Consider the following 21,695-nt stretch of genomic DNA (forward strand, 5'->3'; position numbering starts at 1 on the left):
TTCACAAGATCGTGACGGGTCGAGCCGATCCGCCATCGCCCCCGATCAATGGTAGTGCCCGTGAGCCAAGCCTCAAGCGTTGGCGCCGCCGTCGATGGTCAATGCCGTGCCTGTCACGAAGCGCCCTTCGGGACCGGCAAGCCAGGCGACCATGCCGGCGATCTCGTCGGCCGTGCCGAAGCGAGGCATCGCCATCTTCTGGCGCTGATGCTCGGCGTGCGGGCCGGCTGCCGGATTCATGTCGGTATCGGTCGACCCCGGATGGACGACATTGGCGGTGATGCCGCGCGGACCGAGATCGCGTGCAAAGGCCTTGGTCAGGCCAACCAAGGCAGCCTTGCTGGCCGAATAGGCGCTCAGGCCGGTGTCGGTGGCACGCTCGGCCAGATTGCTGCCGATCGAGATGATCCGGCCACCCTCGCCCATATGCGCTGCTGCCGCCTTGGCGGCGACGAACGGGGCTCTGAGGTTGACCTCCATTGTCTCATCGAAATCGGCAAGCGACAGGACATCGATCGGCGCAGCGCGCCAGATGCCGGCGCTATTGACCAGGATGTCGAGCCGTCCGAAGGCTTTTGCTGCCTCATCGACTGCCGCCTCGATCGCACCAGCATCGCGATTGTCGGCCTTGATGGCAAAGGTCCGGCCGCCGGCCGCCTCGATTTCCCTGACCACCGCACGCGCCCCTTCCTCGCCATTCACATAGGTGATCGCCACGCCTGCGCCGTCGGCCGCGAGCCTTCTTGCGATCGCCGCACCAATGCCGCGGCTGCCGCCGGTGACGAGGGCGGCCTTGCCGTTCAAGCTTCTGGATGACACCTGCTTCTCCATTTTGTAGTGATTGATACATAAATATCTGCCAGCCTTGCTGAACCACGTCAACCGAATTATGTATCGATCAATACAGAAAGGATGCCATGCCGGAACGAGGCCGCCCCCGCACCTTCGATCGAGCCGCCGCCTTGCGGCGCGCAATGGAAGTGTTTTGGGTCAAGGGTTATGAGGGCGCGTCGATAAGCGACCTGACCGCTGCAATGGGCATCAACTCTCCCAGCCTCTATGCCGCCTTCGGCAGCAAGGAAGCGCTGTTTCTCGAGGCAACCGAGCTTTACACGCGGGTCGAGGGAACCGAGATCTGGTCCGCGCTGGAAAAGGCGCCGACCGCGCGCCAGGCGGTCGAGCGGTTCCTGCGGCAGACGGCCAGGGCCTATTCACAGACCGGTCGCCCGCAAGGCTGCCTGATCGCGCTCGGCGCATTGCACCAGGACTCAAGCCGCGGCGCCATCTGCGATGATCTGCGCCGTCGCCGCGCCGAAAACCGCGAAGCCTTGCTGAGACGGCTCGAGCGTGGCGTGGCCGAGGGGGAGTTGCCGGCCGATTTCGACTGCGGTACAGCCGCGACCTTCTACGCGACCGTGCAGCACGGCATGTCGATCCAGGCGCGCGACGGCGCGTCGCGCTCGGCTCTTCTGGCGACGGTGGCCGGGGCAATGGCGGCTTGGATAGCGATGGCCAGCACCGGGGCGGCGTGACGGTCGAAACCGGCTGACAAGAACGATATTCAGGTCACTGCAGAGACGGCTCCAGTCTGCCGGCAACGAAGCCAACGGCACGCTCCGCCACACCCCTGTCGGCGAGAATGCGGCGGTGGCCGAGCCCGTCGGCCCAGTAAAGCCGCACATGGTCTCCGGCGCGCGTGTAGAGCCTTGCATGCTCGGCGGACACTTCGCGGTCGTCCGGCGCGTGGATCACCAGCGTCGGCAGCGGCGTGCTTGCGAGCTGGCGGTCACCGGTGAACTCGTGCAACGGCCGGCCGGCGATGCGCTCGGCCCGGTCGGCCATGGCGGCCTGCGAGCGCGAGCCGACATTCAGCATGCGGCTGAAATCAGCGAAGATCGCCGGCAGCGAGCTCGGCGCGGCGATAAGCACCAGCCGCCCGGCCGCCAATCGCGGGATGTTCCTGATCGAACCGGCGACGGCGTTGGCGGCAACGGCACCACCGAAGGAATGGCCGACAATGGCCGCGAACGGGCCGAACCATTCGCCGGCAACCCGTGCCGCATCGACCGCACTGACCAGGGTAAGCCGGCGGCCCTGCGACTGGCCGTGGCCCGGCAGATCGAGCGAGACCACCTTGTAGCCGGCATCGCGATAGGCTTCGATCAGCGCGCGCATGTATTCGGTGCGCGAACGCCAACCATGGATGACGAGCACGGTGCCGGCAGTCGCCCTGCCCGGCTCGGGCCGGAATTCATGCACCATGACGCAGCCGGTTCTGGTCTTTAGCCGGTGATGGCGTGCCTGGGTCATGAAATCGGCGGCGCGATCAATTGCGCGGCGCTCGCCTTTGCTCAAGCTCTTCTCGTGCGGCGTGCGGCAGAACAGCTCGAATGCAGCACGCCCGGTGAGTCGCGGTGCCACATGCTCAGCCACGCCGAACGTGCCGCGGATGACCTTCAGTCCAAATGATGCCATAGTGGCGATCCATTCATTGGTTCAAGCATGAACATAATAGTTCAAACATGAACATTAAGCAAGACCTGCCCTGGGACAACCCGCGTTTTCGCAACTGGGTCGCGGTGGCGCGCGCCTGCCATGTGGTGGAACGCACCCTGGCGGTGAAGCTTGCGCCGCTCGACCTGAAGCCGGCGCAGCTCGACGTGCTGATGAACCTCTACCGTCATCCCGGCATGTCGCAGCACGACCTTGCTCGTCGGCTGCTCGTCGGCCGCTCCAACATCACCATGCTTTTGCCTCAGCTGGAGACCCGTGGCCTGCTGCGCCGCGAGGGCGACGAGAAGGACAAGCGCGTGCTGAGGCTGACGTTGACAGAGGCCGGCGAGGCACTGCTGATGCAGGCGCTGAAGGTCCATATGGCGCTGATCGAGAAGGCGATGAGCCAGTCGACGCCGGAACAATGTGACATGATCGGCGAACAGATGCGTAGGATTGCCGAGGTTTTGAAGACCGCCTGACAGCCCAGTGCTCCACCACCAACTGCTTCACCACATCGATTTTTTCGCGCGCTCGGGCCATTCCTTGTCGTAGACCTCGCCGTCAATGTTCTTGCGGCTGGTGATTTCCAGGATTTGGCCGGGAGTCGGCAGCGATCTCGGGTCGACATGCCTTGCCGGATTCCACAGTTCCGATCGGTGGATGGCGCGGGCGCACTGGAAATAAACCGCATCGATCTCGATGATCGTCACCGAGCGCGCCGGCTTGCCCTCGACGGCGAACGAGGCGCAGAGCCCGGTATCGGTGGTGATGTGGGCGCGGCCATTGACGCGCAGTGTCGTGCCGGAACCCGGCACCAGGAACAGAAGCGCGACGCGCGGATCGCGAAGGATGTTCCTTAGCGAATCGGCACGGTTGTTGCCGCGCCGGTCCGGCATCATCAGCGTTTTCGGATCGTGGATGCGGACGAAGCCGGCGAGATCGCCGCGCGGCGAGCAGTCCAGCCCTTCTGGCCCGCAGGTTGCGAGCGCGGCAAACGGCGAAGCCTCGATGATAGCTGCGTATTCGCGAATCAGTTGGTCGAGTTCCTTGACCACCGACGCCTCGCCGGGCGGGCCATAGAGCGCTTCAAGCTGTTCGATGCTGGTGATCATGGACATGTTTTCGTCTCCAAAGCTTTGCCGGCGCTACTCCAGATGGATGACGTTTTCACGACAAGTGCCCGTTTGCCGGTCATCAGGAAACGGGTGTCGAGGCAACGCAAACAAGGGCAAACCGCTTTACCTGCATGATCGTGCCAACGGATACGGAGGTCAAAAATGGATAAACCGCTCGACCGGCGACGCACCGCCATGGAACTTATTGAAAACATGTTCAATGTTGAAATGCGTTTCCTGCAATCAGGCTCGGAGAGCCTCGATGTGCTTGCCGGCGCATTTCATGCCGACATTGTCGTGCATGAGCCGCGCTCCCTGCCCTATGCCGGTGACTGGAACGGCCTCGACGGCGTTGGCGCCCTTTTCCGCAAAATGCGGGAAATCTGGAGCGACGTGGCGGTGGAGGACCTTCAGGTCGCCCAAAACGATGACACGGTGTTCATGAGCTGCTCGCTTTCGCTGACATCGTGGGCCAATGGTGCAACCATCAAACAGCCGTTTGCCGAAGTCTTGCGCTTCAAGGATGACCGGCTGATCGAAGGCACGCCGTTTTATTACGACACCAGCGAGATACTGGCGATCCTGCGTTGACCTGAGAGTCCTGCGGGATCCATTCAACGGTCGCGGCTCAGCCCCTTCTCTTCCAGTTCGGCGAGATAGGCGGCCCAGCGTGCATCCTTCTCATGACCCAGCGTATGCAGGTAATTCCAGGTGAAGATGCCGGTATCATGGAAATCGTCGAAGGTGATGCGCACGGCATAATTGCCGACCGGCTCGATCTTCAGAATCGCTACATTGCGCTTGCCGGGAACGGTGACGCGCTGTTCGGGCGAATGGCCCTGCACCTCGGCCGATGGCGAGGCGACGCGCAGCAGCTCGGCCGACAATTCGAACGGCTGATGGCCCGGAAAGGTGACGGAAAGCAGCTTGCGGTCCTTCGAGACCCTAAGTTCTTTTGGCGCTGTCATGGTGGTGGATCCTGCGGAGAACTGCCCTTCCCTACGCCGCTTCGCGTCGAGGGAAAAGGCCGCATGGAAAGTTCCGACATGATCTGTCGGCGTCGGAATGTTACCGATGATCGCGAGCTTCTATCTTGAATGCCAAGTTGGCTCGTATCACATAGCCATATATAACGAAGCCGTTCACGCCCACGGGAAGCGCACAAGCATGGATATGATCGATCCTTTCGGTCGCACGATCACCTACCTGCGCGTGTCGGTCACCGACCGCTGCGATTTCCGCTGCACCTATTGCATGGCCGAGGACATGACGTTCCTGCCGAAGAAGGACCTGCTGTCGCTGGAAGAGCTCGACCGGCTCTGCACGGTCTTCATCGAAAAGGGTGTGCGCAAGCTCCGCCTCACCGGCGGTGAGCCGCTTGTGCGCAAGAACATCATGCACCTGGTACGCCAGCTTTCGCGGCATCTCGAGAGTGGTGCACTGGAAGAGCTGACGCTGACCACCAACGGATCGCAGCTTTCCCGCTTTGCCACCGAGCTCGCCGACTGCGGCGTCAAGCGCATTAACGTCTCGCTCGATACCCTCGATGCCGACAAATTCCGCCAGATCACCCGCTGGGGCAATCTAGACAAGGTCATGGACGGCATCGACGCCGCGCAGGCGGCCGGGCTAAAGGTAAAGCTCAACGCCGTGGCGTTGAAGGACTTCAATGACGCCGAATTGCCGGAAATGCTGCGCTGGGCGCATGGCCGCGGCATGGATCTGACGGTCATCGAAACCATGCCGATGGGCGAGATCGACGCCGACCGCACCGACCAGTATTTGCCGCTGTCGCTGCTGCGCGCGGCTCTCGAACGCCAGTTCACGCTAAGCGACATTCCCTACAAGACCGGTGGCCCGGCCCGCTATGTCCAAGTCGCCGAGACCGGCGGACGGCTGGGCTTCATCACGCCGATGACGCATAATTTCTGCGAAAGCTGCAACCGGGTCCGGCTGACCTGCACCGGCACCCTTTACATGTGCCTCGGCCAGGAAGATGCGGCCGACCTGCGCGCGCCGCTGCGTGCGTCGGAAGGCAACGAGCTGGTCGCCGATGCCATCGACGAAGCAATCGGCCGCAAGCCCAAAGGCCACGACTTCATCATCGATCGCCGCACCAACCGTCCGTCGGTGTCGCGGCATATGAGCGTCACCGGCGGCTGATTTTTCGCCGATTTCGTGCAAGAATAATCACCTTGGTATCGGCGCGAGGCAAGGCGTGCAGCGGTTTTTTGCAGTCCTGACGTTTTTCGGAGTGATGGCGGGGACCACGGCAGTTGCCGCGCCATTTACCTACACGAACGAGCGCTTCGGTACCATCTGCACCTATCCGGATGAAATCTTCACTCTTCGCCAGCCTGAGCCGGACAATGGCGATGGACAACAATGGCTCACTGCCGATGGCGCCAGCCTGATCTGTTCGGGTATCCTCAACATCGATGATGACACCCCGACAGCCTTCGTCTCCGCCGAGAGGGCCAGCAAGGAACCTGGCTACAGGATCACCTACAGCAAGACCGGCAAGGACTGGGCGGTGCTGTCGGGCATCAAAGGCGGGAACATCTTCTATGAACGCCGCCTGTTTGGAAAAGACGGTGTCATCCGCACGGTCTGGATCGACTACCCGCCAGCCCTGAAATCGAAATACGACCCGCTCGTCGATGCGATCGCCGGCAGCCTCAGGGGACCGTGAGCATCCGGCGACGTCAGAACTTATTGGCAGCCTATTGTTTTTGCTAGCGAGTCACGGTTGTTGGCGCGTGTAGTCATATCGTACGGCAAGCCATTTTTTGCCGCTGCCATTGGCCTGGAGGAAATGTTGCTCGGCCACTTCGTGATTGTCGCCGTCCCTGGAAATGACGAAATCGGAGGCCGTGAACCGCCCTTCGACCTCGGGGCCGAAGCCGACGAAACCAAGCGGCTGGAACAGCAGTGAAATCTTGCCGTCCTCCTCGCCACCAAAACTCCAGGCGGGCATGATCCCTGCCGGGAAACGGGTGTCCATGGAGACATACTTCCAGCGGCCCTCCACCCGGTCATAGCTCAAATAGGCTATCCGCTGGAAGTCCGGCATTTTCGACCCGGGCGCCGGGCGCATCACCTCCTGCATGAAGGGACCGATCATCGTGCGCTCGGCCACCAGCCCCGTCATCACGATCGGCTGGGCGCCGGGCGTTGGCCAGATCGTGTTGACGACGGACCATTTCCCGACGCGGCGAGCGAGCTCATCCGCTTCGTGACCCGGCGTGGACATCCGTTCGACTGCCGACGCCGAAGCGCCGTTCTCGGCGAACGCAGGCGCTATCGCCATGAGGATAACCGCCAGGGCAGAGGAGAACCGGAAAAGCCGACGAAACATGCCGCCTGCTGCCTGTGCCAAGCCAGTCCGCATTGCCTCGTGCATTCATCATGGACCATCTCCCCAACACGATCAGAAGCTTACAATGACCAATTTGGTGAATCTTGCCGAGCAAATTTGATCTCGTCGAAAAATTCTCCTCGAGCCGCAGTGTGACAAATTTGCCCTCCGAACCCATCCTTTAGAACGGCACCTTTTTTGGGGTCACACCCAGAAAAGGTCTTGTCCGCAAACGGTCACCGGATTTACCGCAAGCCCATTCGGGCCTAGCCTCTGCTCTGGAGCGGTTCTTCGCCCAGTGGGGGAATACGATATGCGCAAACTCATTCTTTCTCTTGCATTGCTCAGCCTCGCGGCCCTGCCCGCGGCGGCTCAGTCGATCGGCGGCACCTATGCCGTGGCCGGCACCAATTTCGATGGGTCGTCCTATGGTGGCGACGCCACGATCACGCTGACCAGCGAGACGACCTGCACGATCCATTGGGAGACAGGCGGCTCGTCCTCGGACGGTATCTGCATGCGCAACGACGATGCCTTCTCCGCCGGCTATGTCATGGGCAAGGCGGTCGGTCTAGTTGTCTACAAGGTGCAGGAAGACGGCTCGCTGCATGGCCTGTGGACGATTGCCGGCAAGGAAGGCAACGGCACCGAGGTACTGACGCCCAAATAAGCCCTGCCGCTCTTGCGCGGCAGATGTCACGGGCCACAGAAAGGCTGTGGCCCAGCCCTTTGACGTTGCTGTCTTGTGGGTGCCTGCTAGACGCTTGCTGCAGGACTCACCCGGTAATCGCCTTGCCTCTTTCGCCAAACCTCCGCGGCGCGTTGTTCATGATGGTGGCCATGGCTGGTTTCACTCTGAACGACGCGATCACCAAATTCTCATCAGAATCGATGAACATGGCGCAGGTCATGCTGATCCGCGGCGCCTTCGCTTCGCTTTTCGTTGGCCTGCTTGCGTGGCAACGGGGCGCGCTTGCCCGGCCAGGTTCGATGCTGCAGCCGACCGTTGCGCTGCGCGTCGCCGGCGAGGCCGGCGCCACCGTGTCGTTCCTGGTTGCTCTGGCACACCTTCCGATCGCCAATGTCTCCGCCGTACTGCAGGCGCTGCCGCTGGCGGTGACGATGGGCGCCGCGCTTGTGTTCAACGAGGGCGTCGGCTGGCGGCGCTGGCTGGCCATTGCCGCCGGTTTTGCCGGCGTGCTGATCATCGTGCGGCCCGGCTTCGAAGGGTTCAGCGTCTTTTCTCTGCTGGCGCTGGCCAGCGTCGCATGCTGCGCGGTGCGCGATCTCGCTACCAAGCGGATCCCGCAGGCAATTCCAACATTGCTGGTGTCGACCGCCACCGCCCTTGCCATGACAGTTCTGGGCGCGGCACTGCTTTCGCCGATGGGCGGCTGGACACCGATGACAGGACAAAGCACGGCGTTCCTGGCGCTGGCGGCGGTGCTCGTGCTCATCGGCTATCACTTCATCATCACGGCGATGCGGGTGGGCGATATCTCCTTCATCGCGCCGTTTCGCTACACCGCCCTGCTCTGGTCGATCTTGCTTGGCTTCACGATCTTCGGCGATGTCCCCGATCTGCCGATGATCCTCGGTGCCACGATCATCATCGCGTCAGGCCTCTATGCACTCTACCGCGAACGGATCGTCGGCCGGCGAAAAACAGCCGCCGAAAGCACTGGACCGGACATGGCGCCGGACGGCATATAGAGTGACTGTCGACGACTGTCTGATTTGAAAACTGGATTTTGGGTCTAGGCAGCAAACGATGGGCCGACATATCGCAGGGATCATTCTGGCCGGCGGCCGATCGAGCCGGATGGGTGGCGGCGACAAGACGCTGCTTGCGCTTGGCGACGGTACCCTGCTCGACCGTGTCGTTTCGCGCCTTGGCCCGCAGGTCGGACCGCTTGCGCTAAACGCCAATGGCGATCCGACACGGTTTGCCGCAACGGGGCTTCCGGTGCTTGCCGACACTGTCAAAGGTTATGCCGGGCCGCTTGCCGGGATCCTGACCGGCCTCGAATGGGCTTCCGACACGACCTGCCAGGCGCTGGTCACGGCTGCCGGCGATACGCCTTTCCTGCCCAGGGATATGGTCGAGCGGCTGCTCGCGGCAGCCGACGAACGCCCCGGCTCGATTGCGGTCGCCTGTTCCGGCGGCAAACGGCATCCGACCTTTGCACTCTGGCCGCTAGGGTTAGATCAGGTCTTGCGACAATTTCTCGTCGAGGAAGACAACCGGCGCGTTGCGGCGTTCATCGACCGGCACGGTTTTGTCGAGGTGGAATTTCCCATCCTGAAATCCGGCGGGGCCGAGATCGATCCGTTCTTCAACATCAACACTCCCGACGACCTTGCCCAGGCCGTGCATCTGTTGCAGAGCATCAAGCCATGAAAAGACGTATTTTCGGCATCACCGGCTGGAAGAACTCCGGCAAGACGACATTGACCGAAAAGCTGGTAGCCGAACTCGTCCGGCGCGGCTGGAAAGTGTCGACGGTAAAACACGCCCATCATGATTTCGACATCGACAAACCCGGAGCGGACAGCTTTCGCCACCGGCAGGCGGGAGCGATGGAGGTCGCGGTCGTGTCGGGCAGGCGCTGGGCGCTGATGCACGAATTGCGCGGCGAGGACGAGCCGACGCTGGACGCGATCCTGTCACGGCTGGCACCGTGCGACATCGTGTTAGTCGAGGGTTACAAGCGCGAAGCGCACATGAAAATCGAGACGAGACGGCTCGAGGCCAAGGACCGGACACCGCTCTCGGCAGGCGATCCACACATTGTCGCCATCGCCTCCGACTTCCCCATTGTCGGCGAAGACCTGCCGGCCTTCGATCTCGACGACACGAATTCGATAGCTGACTTCATCGAGCGCGCCACAAGCCTGTCGCGCTGAAAATGCGGCAGAAGACAGTTTCCGCCCAGTTGCTTTCCAATTTAGGCGTCTGACCCAGCGTCATCGCTTTCTGAACATGACCTTCCCTCAAGCGACGGTTTTGCAGTTGCTTTTTCTTGGGAAAGAATGGGAATATCGCATCAGCGGGCGGTCAAAAGCACCGCCCACAGAGCCGTTCGGGAACGACGGCCGGGACTAACAGAGAGGACCATTATGCGTATTGCACTGCGTATCGCGCTTGCCGCTTCGGCTGCGCTGCTGACGCTTGGCGTTGCCCAGGCCCAGGAAAAGACCTTGAGGATCGGCACCGAGGGAGCCTATCCCCCATTCAACAATCTGACAGCCGACGGCCAGCTCGTAGGCTTCGATATCGACATTGCCAAGGCGCTCTGCGACGAGATGAAGGTGAAGTGCACCTTTGTCGCGCAGGACTGGGACGGCATCATTCCCGCCCTTCAGGCAGGCAAGTTCGACGCCATCGTCGCGTCGATGTCGATCACGCCGGAACGCGCCGAGAAGGTCGACTTCACCCACAAATATTACAATACGCCGCCGGCGATTGCCGCGCCCAAGGACACCGACATCAAGGGTGTCACCAAGGAAGATTTGGCCGGCAAGACGATCGGCGTGCAGGCGTCCACCACGCATTTCAACTATTCGACCAAGACTTATACCGACAGCACCGTCAAGCCGTACCCGACCGCACAGGAATACCAGCTCGATCTGGCCAATGGCCGGCTCGATGCCGCCAATGACGACATCGTCGTGCTGCAGCAATGGCTGGATTCGCCGGACGGCGCCTGCTGCAAGCTGGTCGGCACAATCAAGCCGGTCATCGAAATCCACGGTCCGGGCGCCGGCATTGCCGTGCGCAAGGGCGAGACCGATCTGGTCAACCAGTTCAATGCGGCGATCGACGCCATCCGAGCAAACGGAAAGTACAAGGAAATCAACGACAAATACTTCAAATATGATGTTTATGGCGGCGAGTCCTGATCGACCGACATACGAGGACTTGAACGGCGGGAGATTCCCGCCGTTCTTATAAGGATGCCGCGCACGAGGGGTGACGCGGCACGGGTCTCAAAGAGCCTCAAGGAGAACAGGCAGGCGGATGCAGAGCGCACTGACGCTTCTCAGTTGGGGACCCGAAGGCTGGCTCGACGACATCGCCGCGGGTGTGTTTGTCACAGTATGTCTTGCGCTGGCCACTCTGCCCTTCGGGCTGACGCTCGGCTTTTTCGTGGCGCTGGCCAAACAGTCGGAAGAGCCGTCGCTGAGACTGGCCGGGAACATCTACACCACGATTTTTCGCGGAATACCCGAGCTGCTCACGCTGTTTCTGATCTTCTTCGGCATCCCATTGATCCTGCAGTACATTGTCCGGCTGGTGAGCCCCGGAACGTCCGCCGACGTCAACAGCTTCGTCGCCGGCATGATCGCGCTCTGCTTCATTTTTTCCTCTTATTCCAGCGAGGTGTTTTTATCCGCGTTCCGCGCCATTCCAAAAGGGCAATATGAGGGAGGCTATTCGGTTGGCCTGTCCAGCGGCCAGACGATGCGGCTGATCGTGCTGCCGCAGTTGATCCGCATCGCGTTACCCGGACTTGCCAATCTCTGGCTTATCCTGCTCAAGGACACCGCGCTCGTCTCGGCCGTCGGGCTCAACGAGATCCTCAGGCAGAGCGGGGTTGCCGCTCGCGTCACCAAGCATGCCTTCCTGTTTTATGGTTTTGCCGGCCTGATCTATCTCCTGCTGGCGATCGTCTCCTCCTTCGGCATCAATGCGATCGAACGAGCGGTCGGCGGCAGCGAGGTCAAGAGATGAGCCTGGCCACCGACACGCTGAAGGTCGACCGGCCGCCGCCCCCCGCACGCGGCTGGTCGCGCCAACGCATCCTCGGCCATGTCCTGGTCGGCCTGTGGATCGCTCTCGGCATCGGCATGGTCGTCTACCTGACCGCTGCGTGGAACCCGGAGTTCTTCCAGAAATATGCACCCGGCTACATATCCGGCCTCGGCATCACCCTGTTGCTGGTTGCCATCTCGATTGTGCTTGGTGCGATCCTGTCTGTGCCGATCGCCTATGCACGCATGTCGAAGAACCCGATCCTTTCGGGGTTTGCCTATGCCTATGTCTATTTCTTTCGCGGCACGCCGCTGTTGGCGCAGACCTTCCTGGTCTACTATGGGGTCGGCTCCTTCCGGCCGGAGCTCGAGATGGTCGGACTGTGGGGCTTCTTCCGCGAAGCGTTCAACTGCGCGATCTTCGCCTTTTCGCTGAATACGGCCGCCTATCAAGCCGAGATTTTGCGCGGCGCGATCGAGAGTGTACCGAGGGGTCAATGGGAAGGTGCCGCCTCGCTCGGCCTGCACAAAGTGCAAATCCTACGGAAAATTATCCTGCCGCAGGCCCTGATCGTGGCGCTGCGCCCGTATGGCAACGAGATCATCCTGATGATCAAGGGCTCGGCGATCGTTGCCATCATCACCGTCTATGATCTGATGGGCATCACGAAGCTCACCTATGCGCGCACTTTCGACTTCCAGTCCTTTATCTGGGCGGCGATCATCTATCTGATCATTGTCGAGATCCTGCGTCACGCGGTCGAGTGGATCGAACGGCGCATCACCATCCATCTGCACCGCTGACTCCCATCGCCTTGCCTGATCCGGTAAGAAGGCCGCAAAGCAGGCTTCTAAGGGATTCGAAAACATGGCTTCGGTGGCATTTCTTGGTCTTGGCGTCATGGGCTATCCGATGGCCGGACATCTCAAGAACAAGGGCGGTCACGACGTCACCGTCTACAATCGCACCAGCGCCAAGGCCGAGCAGTGGGTTGCCCAGCATGGCGGCAGCTTCGCCGCGACGCCAGCGGAGGCGGCCGCGGGCAAGGACTTCGTCTTTTCCTGCGTCGGCAATGACGACGATCTGCGCTCGGTGACGACCGGTGCCGAAGGCGCCTTCAATTCCATGAAGAAAGGCGCCATCTTCATCGACAATACCACGGCATCGGCCGAGGTCGCGCGCGAACTGGCACAGGACGCGCAAGCGCTCGGGTTTGCGTTCCTCGACGCCCCGGTCTCCGGCGGTCAGGCAGGCGCCGAGAACGGCATGCTGACCGTGATGGTCGGCGGCGAGCCCGACGCCTTCGACAGGGCCAAGCCAGTTATAGATGCTTATGCCCGCATGGTCGGATTGATGGGATCGGCCGGGGCTGGCCAACTCACCAAGATGATCAACCAGATCTGCATCGCCGGCCTCGTTCAGGGCCTGGCGGAGGGCATCCATTTCGGCAAGAAGGCTGGGCTCGACATCGAAAAGGTAATCGAGGTTATCTCCAAAGGCGCCGCCGGTTCCTGGCAGATGGAGAACCGCCACAAGACGATGAATGCCGGCAAATATGATTTCGGCTTCGCCGTCGACTGGATGCGCAAGGATCTTGGCATCTGCCTCGCCGAGGCCGACCGCAACGGCGCCAAACTGCCGGTGACGGCACTTGTCGACCAGTTCTACAAGGACGTGCAGGCGATGGGCGGCAAGCGCTGGGACACGTCCTCGCTGCTGGCAAGGCTGGAGAAATAGGATTTCACCGTGGCCGAGCTTTCGCCTCAATCCAGCGCCGATGAAATTGTCGCTCATCTGCGCTCGATCGCCTCGGAGGAAAATCGACTTGGCATGCTGCGCTACGGCATCAAGATCGAACGTGCGCTAGGTATCTCGCATGGCGTGCAGCGGCAGATTGCCAAGAAAATCAGGCGCAACCATGAGCGTGCCTTCGAGCTTTGGCAGACAGGCATCATGGAGGCGCAGTTCATCGCTTCCGTGACAGCCGATCCGGAGCGGTTCTCCGCCGCGGATGCAAGACGATGGGCGGCGACTTTCGATTCCTGGGATATCGTCGATGGGGTCTCCGATCTCTTTGTCGATACGGATTGCTGGAGGGAATTGATCGCCGAATTCGCGGTCGACGAACGGGAATTCGTTCGGCGCACGGCTTTTGCGATGATGGCCTGGTCGGTGGTTCACCGGAAGAAGGAACCCGAGACGACCTTCCTCGAATTCCTGCCGATCATCGAAGCGCATGCGACCGACGGCCGCAATTTTGTGAAGAAGGCCGTGAACTGGGCGCTTCGTTCGATCGGCAAGCGATCGATGAATTTGCACGGCCTTGCCCTTGCCGTGGCGCTAAAACTGGCGGCCTCGACAGACAGGACCGCACGCTGGATCGGCAAGGACGCCGTGAAGGAACTTTCCGATGCCAAGACGCTCGAGCGGCTCGCCGCCAGAAAAGCCTGACCTGAGCGAAGTGCGCTTCACGGAGGTGACGCAATCGACGCGCGCCGATTTCGAAAACCTGTTCGAGCAACCCGGCGGGCCGAAATACTGCTGGTGTATGGCTTGGCGCAATCTCGACCGCCGCGAGCATGTCGAGAACGACGAGAAGAAACGCGCGATGATGACGCTGATCGACGCCGGCACGCCGGTCGGCATTGTCGCCCAGATCGATGGCCGGACCGTCGGCTGGTGCTCGATTGCGCCGCGCGAGACCTATCGCAGGCTGTCGCGGCAGCAGGACGATAGCGAGATGGGCATCTGGTCGATCGTCTGCTTCTATGTACCGAAAGCGCTGCGCGGCGGCGGGCTGGCAAGCGCATTGCTCAACGCGGCCATCGATCACGCCTTTGCCAAAGGCGCCAGGACGATCGAAGCCTATTCCGTCGACCAGGCGTCGCCGAGCTACAGCTTCATGGGTTTTCGCGACATGTTCGCCGCCCGCGGCTTTCGCGAGATCGGCATGACCGGCTCGCGCCGGCATGTGATGCGGCTTGAACGTTGACCTGTGAGGCAGCGGCAGCTTTACTTGATGTCCGCAGATCAAGGCTCAACGGCGGAGCAGCGATGAGCAACCGTTTTAAATCAGGCACGATCATGGCAACTGCCTTGTTGGCGTCCGCGATCGCGGCAAGCGCTTCCGCCGGAACCATGCATATTTTCTGGAAGGATCTGCGCCCGGCGACCCAGGCAGCCGCCGAAAGCGTCGGACTGCCAATGATCGCGGCCAAAATGCCGGATCGTGGCGAGACGCTCTCACTCGACTTGCAGGACAAGACCGTGCAACTCGCAGGCTATGCGCTGCCGGTCGACCGCGATGGTGATCTCGTCTACCAATTCCTGCTGGTGCCGTGGACGGGAGCCTGCAGCCACATGCCGACGCCGCCGCCCAACCAGATCGTCCTCGTCACGCCTGCACACCCTTACAGGATGTCCGAGACCTACCAGCCGGTTTCGGTGACCGGCGCATTACGGCCGGGCATGGAGAAGAGCCAGCTTTTCATCCTTGACGGCGTCAGCGTCATCCAGTCGGGCTACACCGTGCGCAAGGCCGAGGTGGTCAATGTCGACACCGTGCCGGACACGATCACGCTGCCGGTCAACTCGCCCTGGAGTTTCCTCAACAAAAAGAAGAACTAAACAGAAGAATCTCAGGCGGCGTTCGCGCCGGACTCCTTGTCGAGCATCATGTAATCCAGCGGCATCTCGGTCGTGTATTTGATCTGCTCCATGGCGAAGGAAGACGACACGTCGCGGATCTCGATCTTGGCGATCAGCCGCTTGTAGAAGGCATCATAGGCGGCGATATCGGGCACCACGACGCGCAAGAGATAGTCGACGTCGCCGCTCATGCGATAGAATTCGACCACTTCCGGGAATTCCTGGATGACCTCCGAAAAGCGCCGCAGCCATTCATGGCTGTGCGAATTGGTGCGGATCGAGACGAACACCGTGACCCGCACATTGACCTTTTCATGATCGAGGATGGCGACGCGCCGCTTTATGACGCCCTCCTCCTCGAGCTTCTGGATGCGCCGCCAGCACGGCGTCGTCGACAGGCCGACCTTCTTGGCGACGTCGGCGACTGCAAGCGTCGCATCCTCCTGCAGGAGGCGGAGAATTTTTCTATCAAGGCGGTCCATTGGGTGCTCCCCTGATGCAAGTCGTCCAAGTGCGCAACGGCCTTGGCACAACGACATGCATAAAAACAAGAATTTAACGCGCGTCCCCTCATGCGCGACGCGCTTCGAGGAATGGATTACCATATTCCCTCTTGCTCGAGCCTATTACAAGAAAGAAATTCTGCCGCATAGTGCGAAAGCGAGTGATTTCTTGCTGAATGCCTAGCCGAGGCGATAGCGGATTTCCGATCTCAGAAAGGGCAGCAAATCCATTTCAAACCATGGATTGCGCTTCAGCCAGCCGGTGTTGCGCCAGGACGGGTGCGGCAGCGGCAGGACTTTCGGGTCGGTTGCCGCCGCCCAGATGGCACGCCAATCCATGACCGTTTCCGTCAGCGAGGGACGGCGCGCCGCGCCCATATGCCAGCTTTGCGCGTAGATGCCGATCGTCAGCACCATATCGACTTGCGGCATCAGCGCCATCAGCGATGTGCGCCAGGCCGGCGCACATTCGCGGCGCGGCGGCAGGTCGGCGCCCTTGGCGTCCTGACCGGGAAAGCAAAAGCCCATCGGCACGATGGCAAACTTGTCCGTGTCATAGAATTCCTCGCTGCCGACGCCCAGCCAGCTTCGCAGCCGGTCGCCGGAGGCGTCGGTGAACGGCATGCCTGTGATGTGAACCTTGGTACCCGGCGCCTGGCTGGCGATCAGGATACGCGCACTCGACGATGGCCTGAGCACCGGACGCGGCTGGTGCGGCAACGGCCTGCCGGCCGGCTTATCGACGCAGATGCGGCAGGCGCGTACCCGCGCCGCCAAGGCTTCCAGCTCTTTGCTCATTCGGAACTCGTTGTCAGGCGGCGGCACTCGGCCGGCTGGAGATTTCCCGATACCAGCGCAGCACGTTGGTGCACTCTTCGGGTACCTTGATGCGAGCCGGCTTCATAAAGTCGATGGCGACCAGCCCGGTGATGTCGGCGATCGAATACGCATCGCCGGCGACGAATTCCCTGCCGGCGAGCTCAGTGTCCAGAAATCTCAGGAATTCGATCGCCTTCGGCTTGTTGGCCTCGCCCCATTCGGGGATTTGCGGGATCTCCCATTCCCTCATTGCGGGGTGGATGTGCCGGAACGCCGCGGCGACGCAGCCGAACAGATTGAACTCCACACGTCTTTGCCACATCTCGACGATTGCCTTGCCGAGCGCGCCACGCCCGAACAAAGCCGGCTCGGGGTGCAGTTCCTCGAAGTAACGACAGATTGCGACGGATTCGGTGATGATGGTGCCATCGTCGAGCTCGAGCACCGGCAGACGCTTCAGCGGATTGCGCGAGCTGACCGGCTGCTCTTTGTGCTCCAGCGCGCCCATGTCGACGGGCACCAGCGGAACCTGAAGTCCCTTTTCGGCCAAAAAAATCCGAACCCGACGTGGATTGGGCGCGCGCCCGCCGTCGAACAGCTTCATCTCTATCCTCCTCGTCCGTCCCGACGAACTATAGGCACAACTCACCAGAAGCGAAAAATTTCACGCAAGGCATCGCCGATCGACGCCAAGGTGCCGTGCTTTCTTTCGACCAGCTCGTGGCCGTGGCTCTCGCGCCAGTTCTTCGGCTCGTCGAAAGTTCCGCCCCAGATGCCGGCTTTGCCCGCGCGCGCAGCAGCTTCCTCGGTCTCGAAATCGCCAAAGGCGACCGCCCAGCCGGCCTCGACCTGTGCGCGGTTGAGATCCTTGCAGTCGCCGAGCAGCCTGCTGTAGCGGTCGCGCTGCCAGCCGCTGCAGGAGACGGCTTTGCCGGCGATCAACCGCACCAGGGACTGCCGCGCGAGCTTGCCGCAAGGATAGTCGGCACCGTCCTTGCGACAGATCTGCGAATATTCCGGCGCGTCGATGCCACGCATGCGGATACGCTCGCCGCCGAGCGTGATGCTATCGCCGTCATTGACGGTGGCCGCGCCCTCCGTCTTGCGCGTCTCCACCCGGTCGAGGCGCGCCGCCAGGAGGATCGCCAGGCCGAGCACGATGAGTGTCAGCCCATAGTCCATTAGTCGGCGCCACAGGCTTCGCGGACGCGGCGCATAGTATCGCTGGCACGGCCATCGCGACCACGAACGGCTCATATGGCAAACCGTTGGTTAATCATTCGAACGTAGCTTAACGATTTGAAATTGCTGCCCGCGTAAATTGAAGACTTCATGCCCCTGCAACGCTCGACCACGGCGGACAAGTTTATTGTGGACCGCAGAAAACGCCATCGCAACAGCGATGTCGCGCGCGCGGTGCGCAAGACGCGCGACCGTCTTTCGCAGCAAGCCGGAAATCCCGACTTCGACCGCGAGCTGTTGAAGCTCCACGCGCTTTCGATGACCGGCGGCGTGATCGTTATCCCGCTGCTCGTTCTGGCAACGGCCGCGGCAGGCTTGCTCGCGGGCATCGGCAAGGAGATCGGCGTCTGGGCGCTGTTCACATTCATCTGCTATACCATCGTTGCATTCATGGCCAGACGCGTCACGCGAGCGTCCGAACTCAACCCGCTGGAAACGCATAGGGATTTCCTGATCGGCCATTTTCTGTGCGGGCTTGGCTGGGCTTGGTTCGCATGGCTCGGCTGCGAAACTTGCCAAATGGATCAGTTCCAGGTCGCCAAGGCGGTGGTGCTGCTGCTCGCCATGTCGGCAACCGCTATCCTGGCCTCGTCCCTGCGCGGTGCGCTGTTGGCGACCTTCGCCCTCCCGGTCGCCATCTATGCTTATGCCAGTGCGAAATTATGGATGCCGGTCGAGGCGATCATGGCAGGCTTGCTGATCGCCTCGTTGCCTTTCTTCGCCTATGTGGCGCGCCAGCTCAACCGTTCCTCGCTGATGCTGCTGTCGTTCCGCTCCGAAAAAGATGCGCTGATCGCCGAACTTGAGACGGCGAAATCGATGTCGGACGAGGCACGGCGGCGGGCGGAAGACGCCAATCTGGCGAAATCGCGTTTCCTAGCCTCGATGAGCCACGAACTGCGCACACCGCTCAACGCCATTCTCGGCTTTTCCGAAGTGATGGCCAACGAGGTGCTCGGCCCGATGAGCAACCCGACTTATCGCGACTATGCCCGTGACGTGCACGACTCCGGACAGCATCTGCTCGACCTGATCAACGAAATTCTCGATCTGTCGCGCATCGAAGCGGGCCGCTACCAGCTCAACGAGGAGCCGATGATGCTGCTCTCCGTCGTCGAGGATTGCTGCCACATGATGGAGCTGAAGGCGCGCAACAAGGACATCCGCATCGTCCAGGATTTCGAAAACGCCTTGCCGCGCTTGTTCGCCGACGAACGCGCGGTGCGGCAGATTGCGCTCAACCTGTTGTCCAATGCCATCAAGTTCACCGCCACCGGCGGCGAAATCCGCGTGCGCGTCGGCTGGACGGCGGGCGGCGGGCAATATCTCTCCGTCAAGGACAATGGGCCGGGCATACCGGAAGACGAGATTCCGATCGTGCTTTCGGCCTTCGGCCAGGGCTCGATCGCCATCAAGAGCGCCGAACAGGGCACCGGGCTTGGCCTGCCGATCGTGCAAGGCCTGCTGGCCATGCATGGCGGCGAATTCCAGCTCCATTCCAGGCTGCGCGAAGGCACCGAGGCGATCGCCATCTTCCCGCTGAGCCGGGTGATGGAGGAACTGCCGGCGCTGCCGACCAAGGCGGTTGCCTCGCGCCGGCGCTGAATGCTTAACCGCGGACCGCGGCTGCCATGCCGGAGCTGGTCAGCGCGGCCGCCTTGACCAGGCCGGCGGCAAGCGCCGCCCCTACCCCCTCGCCTTGACTGACGCCCAGATCGAGCAGCGGGCGAAGGCCGAGGCGCTCGGCGGCCTTGGCATGACCAGACTCTGGCGACAGGCTTGCGAGGAGACAATGATCGAGCGCGGCGGGGTTGGCGGTATGTAGGACACCAGCGGCCGCAGTCACCGCAAACCCATCGAGCAGCACCGGGATCTTCTGCATCCGCGCCGCCAGAATGGCGCCGCAGATCGCGGCGAATTCCCGCCCGCCGACCCGGCGCAGCGCTTCCAGCGGGTCCTTGAGGCTCGCGCCGTGAAACGCGACCGCGGCATCGACCACCTCCGCCTTGCGCCTCTGCATCGCCGCGTCCGCCCCTGATCCAGGGCCGACCCAGTCGGCGCTGGTGCCGCCGAACAGTGCCGTGCAAAGGGCCGCGGCGACAGTCGAATTGCCGACGCCGAGGTCGCCAAGGCAAAGCAGGTCGGTACCGCCGGCAATCGCTTCCATGCCGAAGGCCATGGTAGCGGCACAACCGCGCTCGTCCAGTGCCGCATCCTCCGTAATGTCGGCTGTCGGAATGTGCAGGGCCAGATCGAACACCTTCAAGCCGAGATCGTTGGCGATGCAGATCTGGTTGATCGCTGCACCGCCGGCGGCGCAGAGCTCGACTGCATTTGCCGTGGCGGCGGCGGGGCGCGGCGAAATGCCGTGGCGGGTGACGCCATGATTGCCGGCAAAGATCGCCACCAATGGCCGCGTCACCGCCGGCGGCGCGCGGCCGCTCCACCCGGCAAGCCAGGCGGCGATGTCCTCGATGCGGCCAAGCGAGCCTTTGGGCTTGTCTGCCTTGGCAAACAACTGGCGCACGCGGGCCTTGGCCGCCATATCTCCCGGCGGCAGGCTCACCAGGAGGTCGCGAAAATCGTCGAAAGGCAGCGCGCTGGTCATGTCGATGGCAATCGTCCGTGTGGATTGGTGAGCGGCATAGCCGCCTTGGCCAGCCGGCACAACCTCAAGCCGGCACAACCTCCAGGCCTGGTACAACTTGGCGGTATTGACGCGAAAGCATTCGTTGGCGGCGCTTCCCGGAGGGCTTGCATTGACTTTGTCGTTGCACCATGTGGAGGCTAGCCAAGGAAATCCTTATGACGGCCATTGAATCCCCGTGCATCCTGGTCTGCTCGATCGACATGAAAACCGGCTTCTGTTTCGGTTGCGGGCGCACGCGCGAGGAAATCGCCGCCTGGATCGACATGACCCCGCAAACCCGCCGCAGCGTCATGGCCGAGCTGCCGGCAAGGCTGGAAACGGTCGAGCGACGCCCCCGCCGGGAAACCCGTCGCAGCCGCATGGCACGCGAACGCGACGCCCTCTCGTGAACCGGCCGCAGAGATGAACCGACTGTTGTGGATTCTGATCGTCGCGATCGGGGCGGGTGTGCTCCTGCTCATGCTCAACGATTCCGCCGGCAGTACGTTCGGCATCGAGAATTACGATTTCAGCCAGTTGATCTGGCTTGGCGCCTTAGCGGCACTCGTCGGCGCCGGCCTGGTCAGATCGGGCAGGCCGTTGGGCACCATGGCCCGCAGCCTCGGCGCCTGGGGTGCCATCGTGCTGGCGCTGATCGCCGGCTATCAGTACCGCTATGAGTTGCAGGATTTCGCCAGCCGCGTCACCGCCGGCCTTGTTCCCGGCAGTCCGCTGGCGCTGGGCGTGGAAGAAGGCCATGCCACAGTCACCCTGGACAAGGCCGGCAGCGGCCATTTCGAAGCGCGCGTCACGATCAACGGCACGCCGATCCTGACGGTTGTCGATACCGGCGCGACCAGCACCGTTCTGACCGCCGAGGACGCGCTGGCGGTCGGGTTCAATTCGGCGGCTCTCCGCTTCACCATACCGATCTCTACCGCCAACGGCATGACACGCGCGGCGGCGGTGCGAACCGACGAACTGTCGATCGGCGGCATCGTGCGCAAGGACATGCCCATCATGATCGCCGCACCAGGCACGCTCGGCCAGAGCCTTCTCGGTATGAATTTCATCGGCTCGCTATCGGGTTTCGACGTACGCGGCGATCGCATGATTTTGCGGGATTAAG

At 61.9% G+C, this 21,695-nt stretch carries 28 protein-coding genes and 1 pseudogene; 19 read left to right on the forward strand and 10 right to left on the reverse strand.

Features of this window, described 5'->3' with window-relative positions:
- Positions 1-72 precede the first annotated feature (72 nt).
- Positions 73-819: an SDR family NAD(P)-dependent oxidoreductase gene (locus tag NKI54_RS27080; RefSeq protein WP_352636722.1), complete on the reverse strand. Its 747-nt coding sequence runs from the start codon at positions 817-819 to the stop codon at positions 73-75.
- Positions 820-917: 98 nt separating this feature from the next.
- Here NKI54_RS27080 and NKI54_RS27085 point away from each other — a divergent pair, with 98 nt between their 5' ends.
- Positions 918-1,532 (forward strand): TetR/AcrR family transcriptional regulator, encoded by a 615-nt coding sequence (locus NKI54_RS27085; RefSeq protein WP_352636723.1) that lies wholly within the window; start codon positions 918-920, stop codon positions 1,530-1,532.
- Between the two features lie 34 nt (positions 1,533-1,566).
- Here the strand turns inward: NKI54_RS27085 and NKI54_RS27090 are convergent, their stop codons facing one another.
- The gene (locus NKI54_RS27090; protein ID WP_352636724.1) at positions 1,567-2,475 is read right to left on the reverse strand and encodes an alpha/beta hydrolase; all 909 of its coding nucleotides are present in this window, start codon (positions 2,473-2,475) and stop codon (positions 1,567-1,569) included.
- Positions 2,476-2,522: 47 nt separating this feature from the next.
- On the opposite strand from NKI54_RS27090, the gene NKI54_RS27095 reads away from it, so the two are divergent.
- The gene (locus tag NKI54_RS27095; protein WP_352448891.1) at positions 2,523-2,975 is read left to right on the forward strand and encodes a MarR family winged helix-turn-helix transcriptional regulator; all 453 of its coding nucleotides are present in this window, start codon (positions 2,523-2,525) and stop codon (positions 2,973-2,975) included.
- A 27-nt stretch (positions 2,976-3,002) separates the two neighbouring features.
- Here NKI54_RS27095 and NKI54_RS27100 read toward each other — a convergent pair whose 3' ends face one another.
- On the reverse strand, positions 3,003-3,614 hold the full coding sequence (locus NKI54_RS27100) for a pyridoxamine 5'-phosphate oxidase family protein (protein ID WP_352636725.1): 612 nt from the start codon (positions 3,612-3,614) through the stop codon (positions 3,003-3,005).
- Positions 3,615-3,773: 159 nt separating this feature from the next.
- Between NKI54_RS27100 and NKI54_RS27105 the strand changes: the two genes are divergently transcribed.
- On the forward strand, positions 3,774-4,202 hold the full coding sequence (locus tag NKI54_RS27105) for a nuclear transport factor 2 family protein (protein ID WP_352636726.1): 429 nt from the start codon (positions 3,774-3,776) through the stop codon (positions 4,200-4,202).
- A gap of 23 nt (positions 4,203-4,225) precedes the next feature.
- Here the strand turns inward: NKI54_RS27105 and NKI54_RS27110 are convergent, their stop codons facing one another.
- On the reverse strand, positions 4,226-4,579 hold the full coding sequence (locus tag NKI54_RS27110) for a gamma-butyrobetaine hydroxylase family protein (protein WP_352456745.1): 354 nt from the start codon (positions 4,577-4,579) through the stop codon (positions 4,226-4,228).
- A gap of 199 nt (positions 4,580-4,778) precedes the next feature.
- Between NKI54_RS27110 and moaA the strand changes: the two genes are divergently transcribed.
- Both moaA and NKI54_RS27120 read left to right on the forward strand, forming a co-directional pair.
- Positions 4,779-5,774: a GTP 3',8-cyclase MoaA gene (gene moaA / locus NKI54_RS27115; protein ID WP_031211306.1), complete on the forward strand. Its 996-nt coding sequence runs from the start codon at positions 4,779-4,781 to the stop codon at positions 5,772-5,774.
- A gap of 55 nt (positions 5,775-5,829) precedes the next feature.
- Positions 5,830-6,303 carry a hypothetical protein gene (locus tag NKI54_RS27120; RefSeq protein ID WP_352456743.1) on the forward strand — a complete coding sequence of 158 codons (474 nt, stop codon included), beginning with the start codon at positions 5,830-5,832 and terminating at the stop codon, positions 6,301-6,303.
- 51 nt (positions 6,304-6,354) lie between these two features.
- Here the strand turns inward: NKI54_RS27120 and NKI54_RS27125 are convergent, their stop codons facing one another.
- The gene (locus NKI54_RS27125; protein ID WP_352636727.1) at positions 6,355-6,921 is read right to left on the reverse strand and encodes a DUF1579 family protein; all 567 of its coding nucleotides are present in this window, start codon (positions 6,919-6,921) and stop codon (positions 6,355-6,357) included.
- Between the two features lie 361 nt (positions 6,922-7,282).
- On the opposite strand from NKI54_RS27125, the gene NKI54_RS27130 reads away from it, so the two are divergent.
- The 11 genes and pseudogenes from NKI54_RS27130 (at position 7,283) to NKI54_RS27180 (ending at position 15,352) form a co-directional block, all read left to right on the forward strand.
- On the forward strand, positions 7,283-7,639 hold the full coding sequence (locus tag NKI54_RS27130) for a hypothetical protein (protein WP_023675018.1): 357 nt from the start codon (positions 7,283-7,285) through the stop codon (positions 7,637-7,639).
- 122 nt (positions 7,640-7,761) lie between these two features.
- Positions 7,762-8,682 (forward strand): DMT family transporter, encoded by a 921-nt coding sequence (locus NKI54_RS27135; RefSeq protein ID WP_352456740.1) that lies wholly within the window; start codon positions 7,762-7,764, stop codon positions 8,680-8,682.
- A 58-nt stretch (positions 8,683-8,740) separates the two neighbouring features.
- A complete protein-coding gene (gene mobA, locus NKI54_RS27140; protein WP_352593597.1) occupies positions 8,741-9,370 on the forward strand; it encodes a molybdenum cofactor guanylyltransferase MobA in 630 nt (209 codons plus the stop codon).
- Positions 9,367-9,876, forward strand: a complete 510-nt coding sequence (gene mobB / locus NKI54_RS27145; protein ID WP_352636728.1) for a molybdopterin-guanine dinucleotide biosynthesis protein B — start codon at positions 9,367-9,369, stop codon at positions 9,874-9,876. Before mobA ends, mobB begins: the two co-directional genes overlap by 4 nt.
- A gap of 213 nt (positions 9,877-10,089) precedes the next feature.
- Entirely contained in the window at positions 10,090-10,872 is a 783-nt protein-coding gene (locus tag NKI54_RS27150) for an ABC transporter substrate-binding protein (protein ID WP_023717637.1), read from the forward strand.
- A gap of 118 nt (positions 10,873-10,990) precedes the next feature.
- Positions 10,991-11,704 (forward strand): ABC transporter permease, encoded by a 714-nt coding sequence (locus tag NKI54_RS27155; protein WP_023675013.1) that lies wholly within the window; start codon positions 10,991-10,993, stop codon positions 11,702-11,704.
- Positions 11,701-12,528 carry an ABC transporter permease gene (locus tag NKI54_RS27160; RefSeq protein ID WP_352636729.1) on the forward strand — a complete coding sequence of 276 codons (828 nt, stop codon included), beginning with the start codon at positions 11,701-11,703 and terminating at the stop codon, positions 12,526-12,528. Before NKI54_RS27155 ends, NKI54_RS27160 begins: the two co-directional genes overlap by 4 nt.
- Positions 12,529-12,586: 58 nt before the next feature.
- Positions 12,587-13,462: pseudogene (locus NKI54_RS27165) on the forward strand (NAD(P)-dependent oxidoreductase); the annotation flags it as partial.
- 9 nt (positions 13,463-13,471) lie between these two features.
- Positions 13,472-14,176: a DNA alkylation repair protein gene (locus NKI54_RS27170; RefSeq protein ID WP_352636730.1), complete on the forward strand. Its 705-nt coding sequence runs from the start codon at positions 13,472-13,474 to the stop codon at positions 14,174-14,176.
- Positions 14,136-14,717: a GNAT family N-acetyltransferase gene (locus NKI54_RS27175; RefSeq protein ID WP_352636731.1), complete on the forward strand. Its 582-nt coding sequence runs from the start codon at positions 14,136-14,138 to the stop codon at positions 14,715-14,717. The genes NKI54_RS27170 and NKI54_RS27175 overlap by 41 nt, the downstream gene beginning before the upstream one ends.
- Positions 14,718-14,779: 62 nt before the next feature.
- On the forward strand, positions 14,780-15,352 hold the full coding sequence (locus tag NKI54_RS27180) for a DUF3299 domain-containing protein (RefSeq protein WP_352636732.1): 573 nt from the start codon (positions 14,780-14,782) through the stop codon (positions 15,350-15,352).
- 11 nt (positions 15,353-15,363) lie between these two features.
- Here NKI54_RS27180 and NKI54_RS27185 read toward each other — a convergent pair whose 3' ends face one another.
- The 4 genes from NKI54_RS27185 to NKI54_RS27200 form a co-directional block, all read right to left on the reverse strand.
- Positions 15,364-15,855 (reverse strand): Lrp/AsnC family transcriptional regulator, encoded by a 492-nt coding sequence (locus tag NKI54_RS27185; RefSeq protein WP_023675006.1) that lies wholly within the window; start codon positions 15,853-15,855, stop codon positions 15,364-15,366.
- A gap of 201 nt (positions 15,856-16,056) precedes the next feature.
- Positions 16,057-16,674, reverse strand: coding sequence for a uracil-DNA glycosylase family protein (locus NKI54_RS27190; protein ID WP_502898253.1), 618 nt, complete (start codon positions 16,672-16,674; stop codon positions 16,057-16,059).
- Between the two features lie 13 nt (positions 16,675-16,687).
- Positions 16,688-17,299 (reverse strand): glutathione S-transferase, encoded by a 612-nt coding sequence (locus tag NKI54_RS27195; protein ID WP_352466226.1) that lies wholly within the window; start codon positions 17,297-17,299, stop codon positions 16,688-16,690.
- A 41-nt stretch (positions 17,300-17,340) separates the two neighbouring features.
- Positions 17,341-17,952, reverse strand: a complete 612-nt coding sequence (locus tag NKI54_RS27200) for a thermonuclease family protein (RefSeq protein WP_352692737.1) — start codon at positions 17,950-17,952, stop codon at positions 17,341-17,343.
- 75 nt (positions 17,953-18,027) lie between these two features.
- Here NKI54_RS27200 and NKI54_RS27205 point away from each other — a divergent pair, with 75 nt between their 5' ends.
- Entirely contained in the window at positions 18,028-19,542 is a 1,515-nt protein-coding gene (locus tag NKI54_RS27205) for a sensor histidine kinase (RefSeq protein ID WP_352636734.1), read from the forward strand.
- A 4-nt stretch (positions 19,543-19,546) separates the two neighbouring features.
- Here NKI54_RS27205 and NKI54_RS27210 read toward each other — a convergent pair whose 3' ends face one another.
- The gene (locus NKI54_RS27210; protein ID WP_023675001.1) at positions 19,547-20,545 is read right to left on the reverse strand and encodes a nicotinate-nucleotide--dimethylbenzimidazole phosphoribosyltransferase; all 999 of its coding nucleotides are present in this window, start codon (positions 20,543-20,545) and stop codon (positions 19,547-19,549) included.
- A 197-nt stretch (positions 20,546-20,742) separates the two neighbouring features.
- On the opposite strand from NKI54_RS27210, the gene NKI54_RS27215 reads away from it, so the two are divergent.
- Together NKI54_RS27215 and NKI54_RS27220 are read left to right on the forward strand one after the other, a co-directional pair.
- Positions 20,743-20,976, forward strand: coding sequence for a DUF1289 domain-containing protein (locus NKI54_RS27215; RefSeq protein WP_031193575.1), 234 nt, complete (start codon positions 20,743-20,745; stop codon positions 20,974-20,976).
- A gap of 13 nt (positions 20,977-20,989) precedes the next feature.
- On the forward strand, positions 20,990-21,694 hold the full coding sequence (locus tag NKI54_RS27220) for a TIGR02281 family clan AA aspartic protease (protein ID WP_023674999.1): 705 nt from the start codon (positions 20,990-20,992) through the stop codon (positions 21,692-21,694).
- The last annotated feature ends 1 nt before the right edge of the window (position 21,695 follow it).

The sequence above is a fragment of the Mesorhizobium sp. M0663 genome (genome assembly GCF_040320585.1).
Classification (GTDB): domain Bacteria; phylum Pseudomonadota; class Alphaproteobacteria; order Rhizobiales; family Rhizobiaceae; genus Mesorhizobium.

Bases quoted from the DNA above. Each gene is read 5' to 3' on its own strand.
- NKI54_RS27180 (WP_352636732.1), top strand. From the start codon at position 14,780: ATGAGCAACCGTTTTAAATCAGGCACGATCATGGCAACTGCCTTGTTG.
- NKI54_RS27100 (WP_352636725.1), bottom strand. From the start codon at position 3,614: ATGTCCATGATCACCAGCATCGAACAGCTTGAAGCGCTCTATGGCCCG.
- NKI54_RS27150 (WP_023717637.1), top strand. From the start codon at position 10,090: ATGCGTATTGCACTGCGTATCGCGCTTGCCGCTTCGGCTGCGCTGCTG.
- NKI54_RS27110 (WP_352456745.1), bottom strand. From the start codon at position 4,579: ATGACAGCGCCAAAAGAACTTAGGGTCTCGAAGGACCGCAAGCTGCTT.
- NKI54_RS27220 (WP_023674999.1), top strand. From the start codon at position 20,990: ATGAACCGACTGTTGTGGATTCTGATCGTCGCGATCGGGGCGGGTGTG.
- NKI54_RS27130 (WP_023675018.1), top strand. From the start codon at position 7,283: ATGCGCAAACTCATTCTTTCTCTTGCATTGCTCAGCCTCGCGGCCCTG.
- NKI54_RS27205 (WP_352636734.1), top strand. From the start codon at position 18,028: ATGCCCCTGCAACGCTCGACCACGGCGGACAAGTTTATTGTGGACCGC.
- NKI54_RS27210 (WP_023675001.1), bottom strand. From the start codon at position 20,545: ATGACCAGCGCGCTGCCTTTCGACGATTTTCGCGACCTCCTGGTGAGC.
- NKI54_RS27085 (WP_352636723.1), top strand. From the start codon at position 918: ATGCCGGAACGAGGCCGCCCCCGCACCTTCGATCGAGCCGCCGCCTTG.
- NKI54_RS27095 (WP_352448891.1), top strand. From the start codon at position 2,523: ATGAACATTAAGCAAGACCTGCCCTGGGACAACCCGCGTTTTCGCAAC.
- moaA (WP_031211306.1), top strand. From the start codon at position 4,779: ATGGATATGATCGATCCTTTCGGTCGCACGATCACCTACCTGCGCGTG.
- mobA (WP_352593597.1), top strand. From the start codon at position 8,741: ATGGGCCGACATATCGCAGGGATCATTCTGGCCGGCGGCCGATCGAGC.
- NKI54_RS27175 (WP_352636731.1), top strand. From the start codon at position 14,136: ATGCCAAGACGCTCGAGCGGCTCGCCGCCAGAAAAGCCTGACCTGAGC.
- NKI54_RS27195 (WP_352466226.1), bottom strand. From the start codon at position 17,299: ATGAAGCTGTTCGACGGCGGGCGCGCGCCCAATCCACGTCGGGTTCGG.
- NKI54_RS27090 (WP_352636724.1), bottom strand. From the start codon at position 2,475: ATGGCATCATTTGGACTGAAGGTCATCCGCGGCACGTTCGGCGTGGCT.
- mobB (WP_352636728.1), top strand. From the start codon at position 9,367: ATGAAAAGACGTATTTTCGGCATCACCGGCTGGAAGAACTCCGGCAAG.
- NKI54_RS27215 (WP_031193575.1), top strand. From the start codon at position 20,743: ATGACGGCCATTGAATCCCCGTGCATCCTGGTCTGCTCGATCGACATG.
- NKI54_RS27125 (WP_352636727.1), bottom strand. From the start codon at position 6,921: ATGGCGATAGCGCCTGCGTTCGCCGAGAACGGCGCTTCGGCGTCGGCA.
- NKI54_RS27185 (WP_023675006.1), bottom strand. From the start codon at position 15,855: ATGGACCGCCTTGATAGAAAAATTCTCCGCCTCCTGCAGGAGGATGCG.
- NKI54_RS27200 (WP_352692737.1), bottom strand. From the start codon at position 17,952: ATGAGCCGTTCGTGGTCGCGATGGCCGTGCCAGCGATACTATGCGCCG.
- NKI54_RS27160 (WP_352636729.1), top strand. From the start codon at position 11,701: ATGAGCCTGGCCACCGACACGCTGAAGGTCGACCGGCCGCCGCCCCCC.
- NKI54_RS27190 (WP_502898253.1), bottom strand. From the start codon at position 16,674: ATGAGCAAAGAGCTGGAAGCCTTGGCGGCGCGGGTACGCGCCTGCCGC.
- NKI54_RS27155 (WP_023675013.1), top strand. From the start codon at position 10,991: ATGCAGAGCGCACTGACGCTTCTCAGTTGGGGACCCGAAGGCTGGCTC.
- NKI54_RS27105 (WP_352636726.1), top strand. From the start codon at position 3,774: ATGGATAAACCGCTCGACCGGCGACGCACCGCCATGGAACTTATTGAA.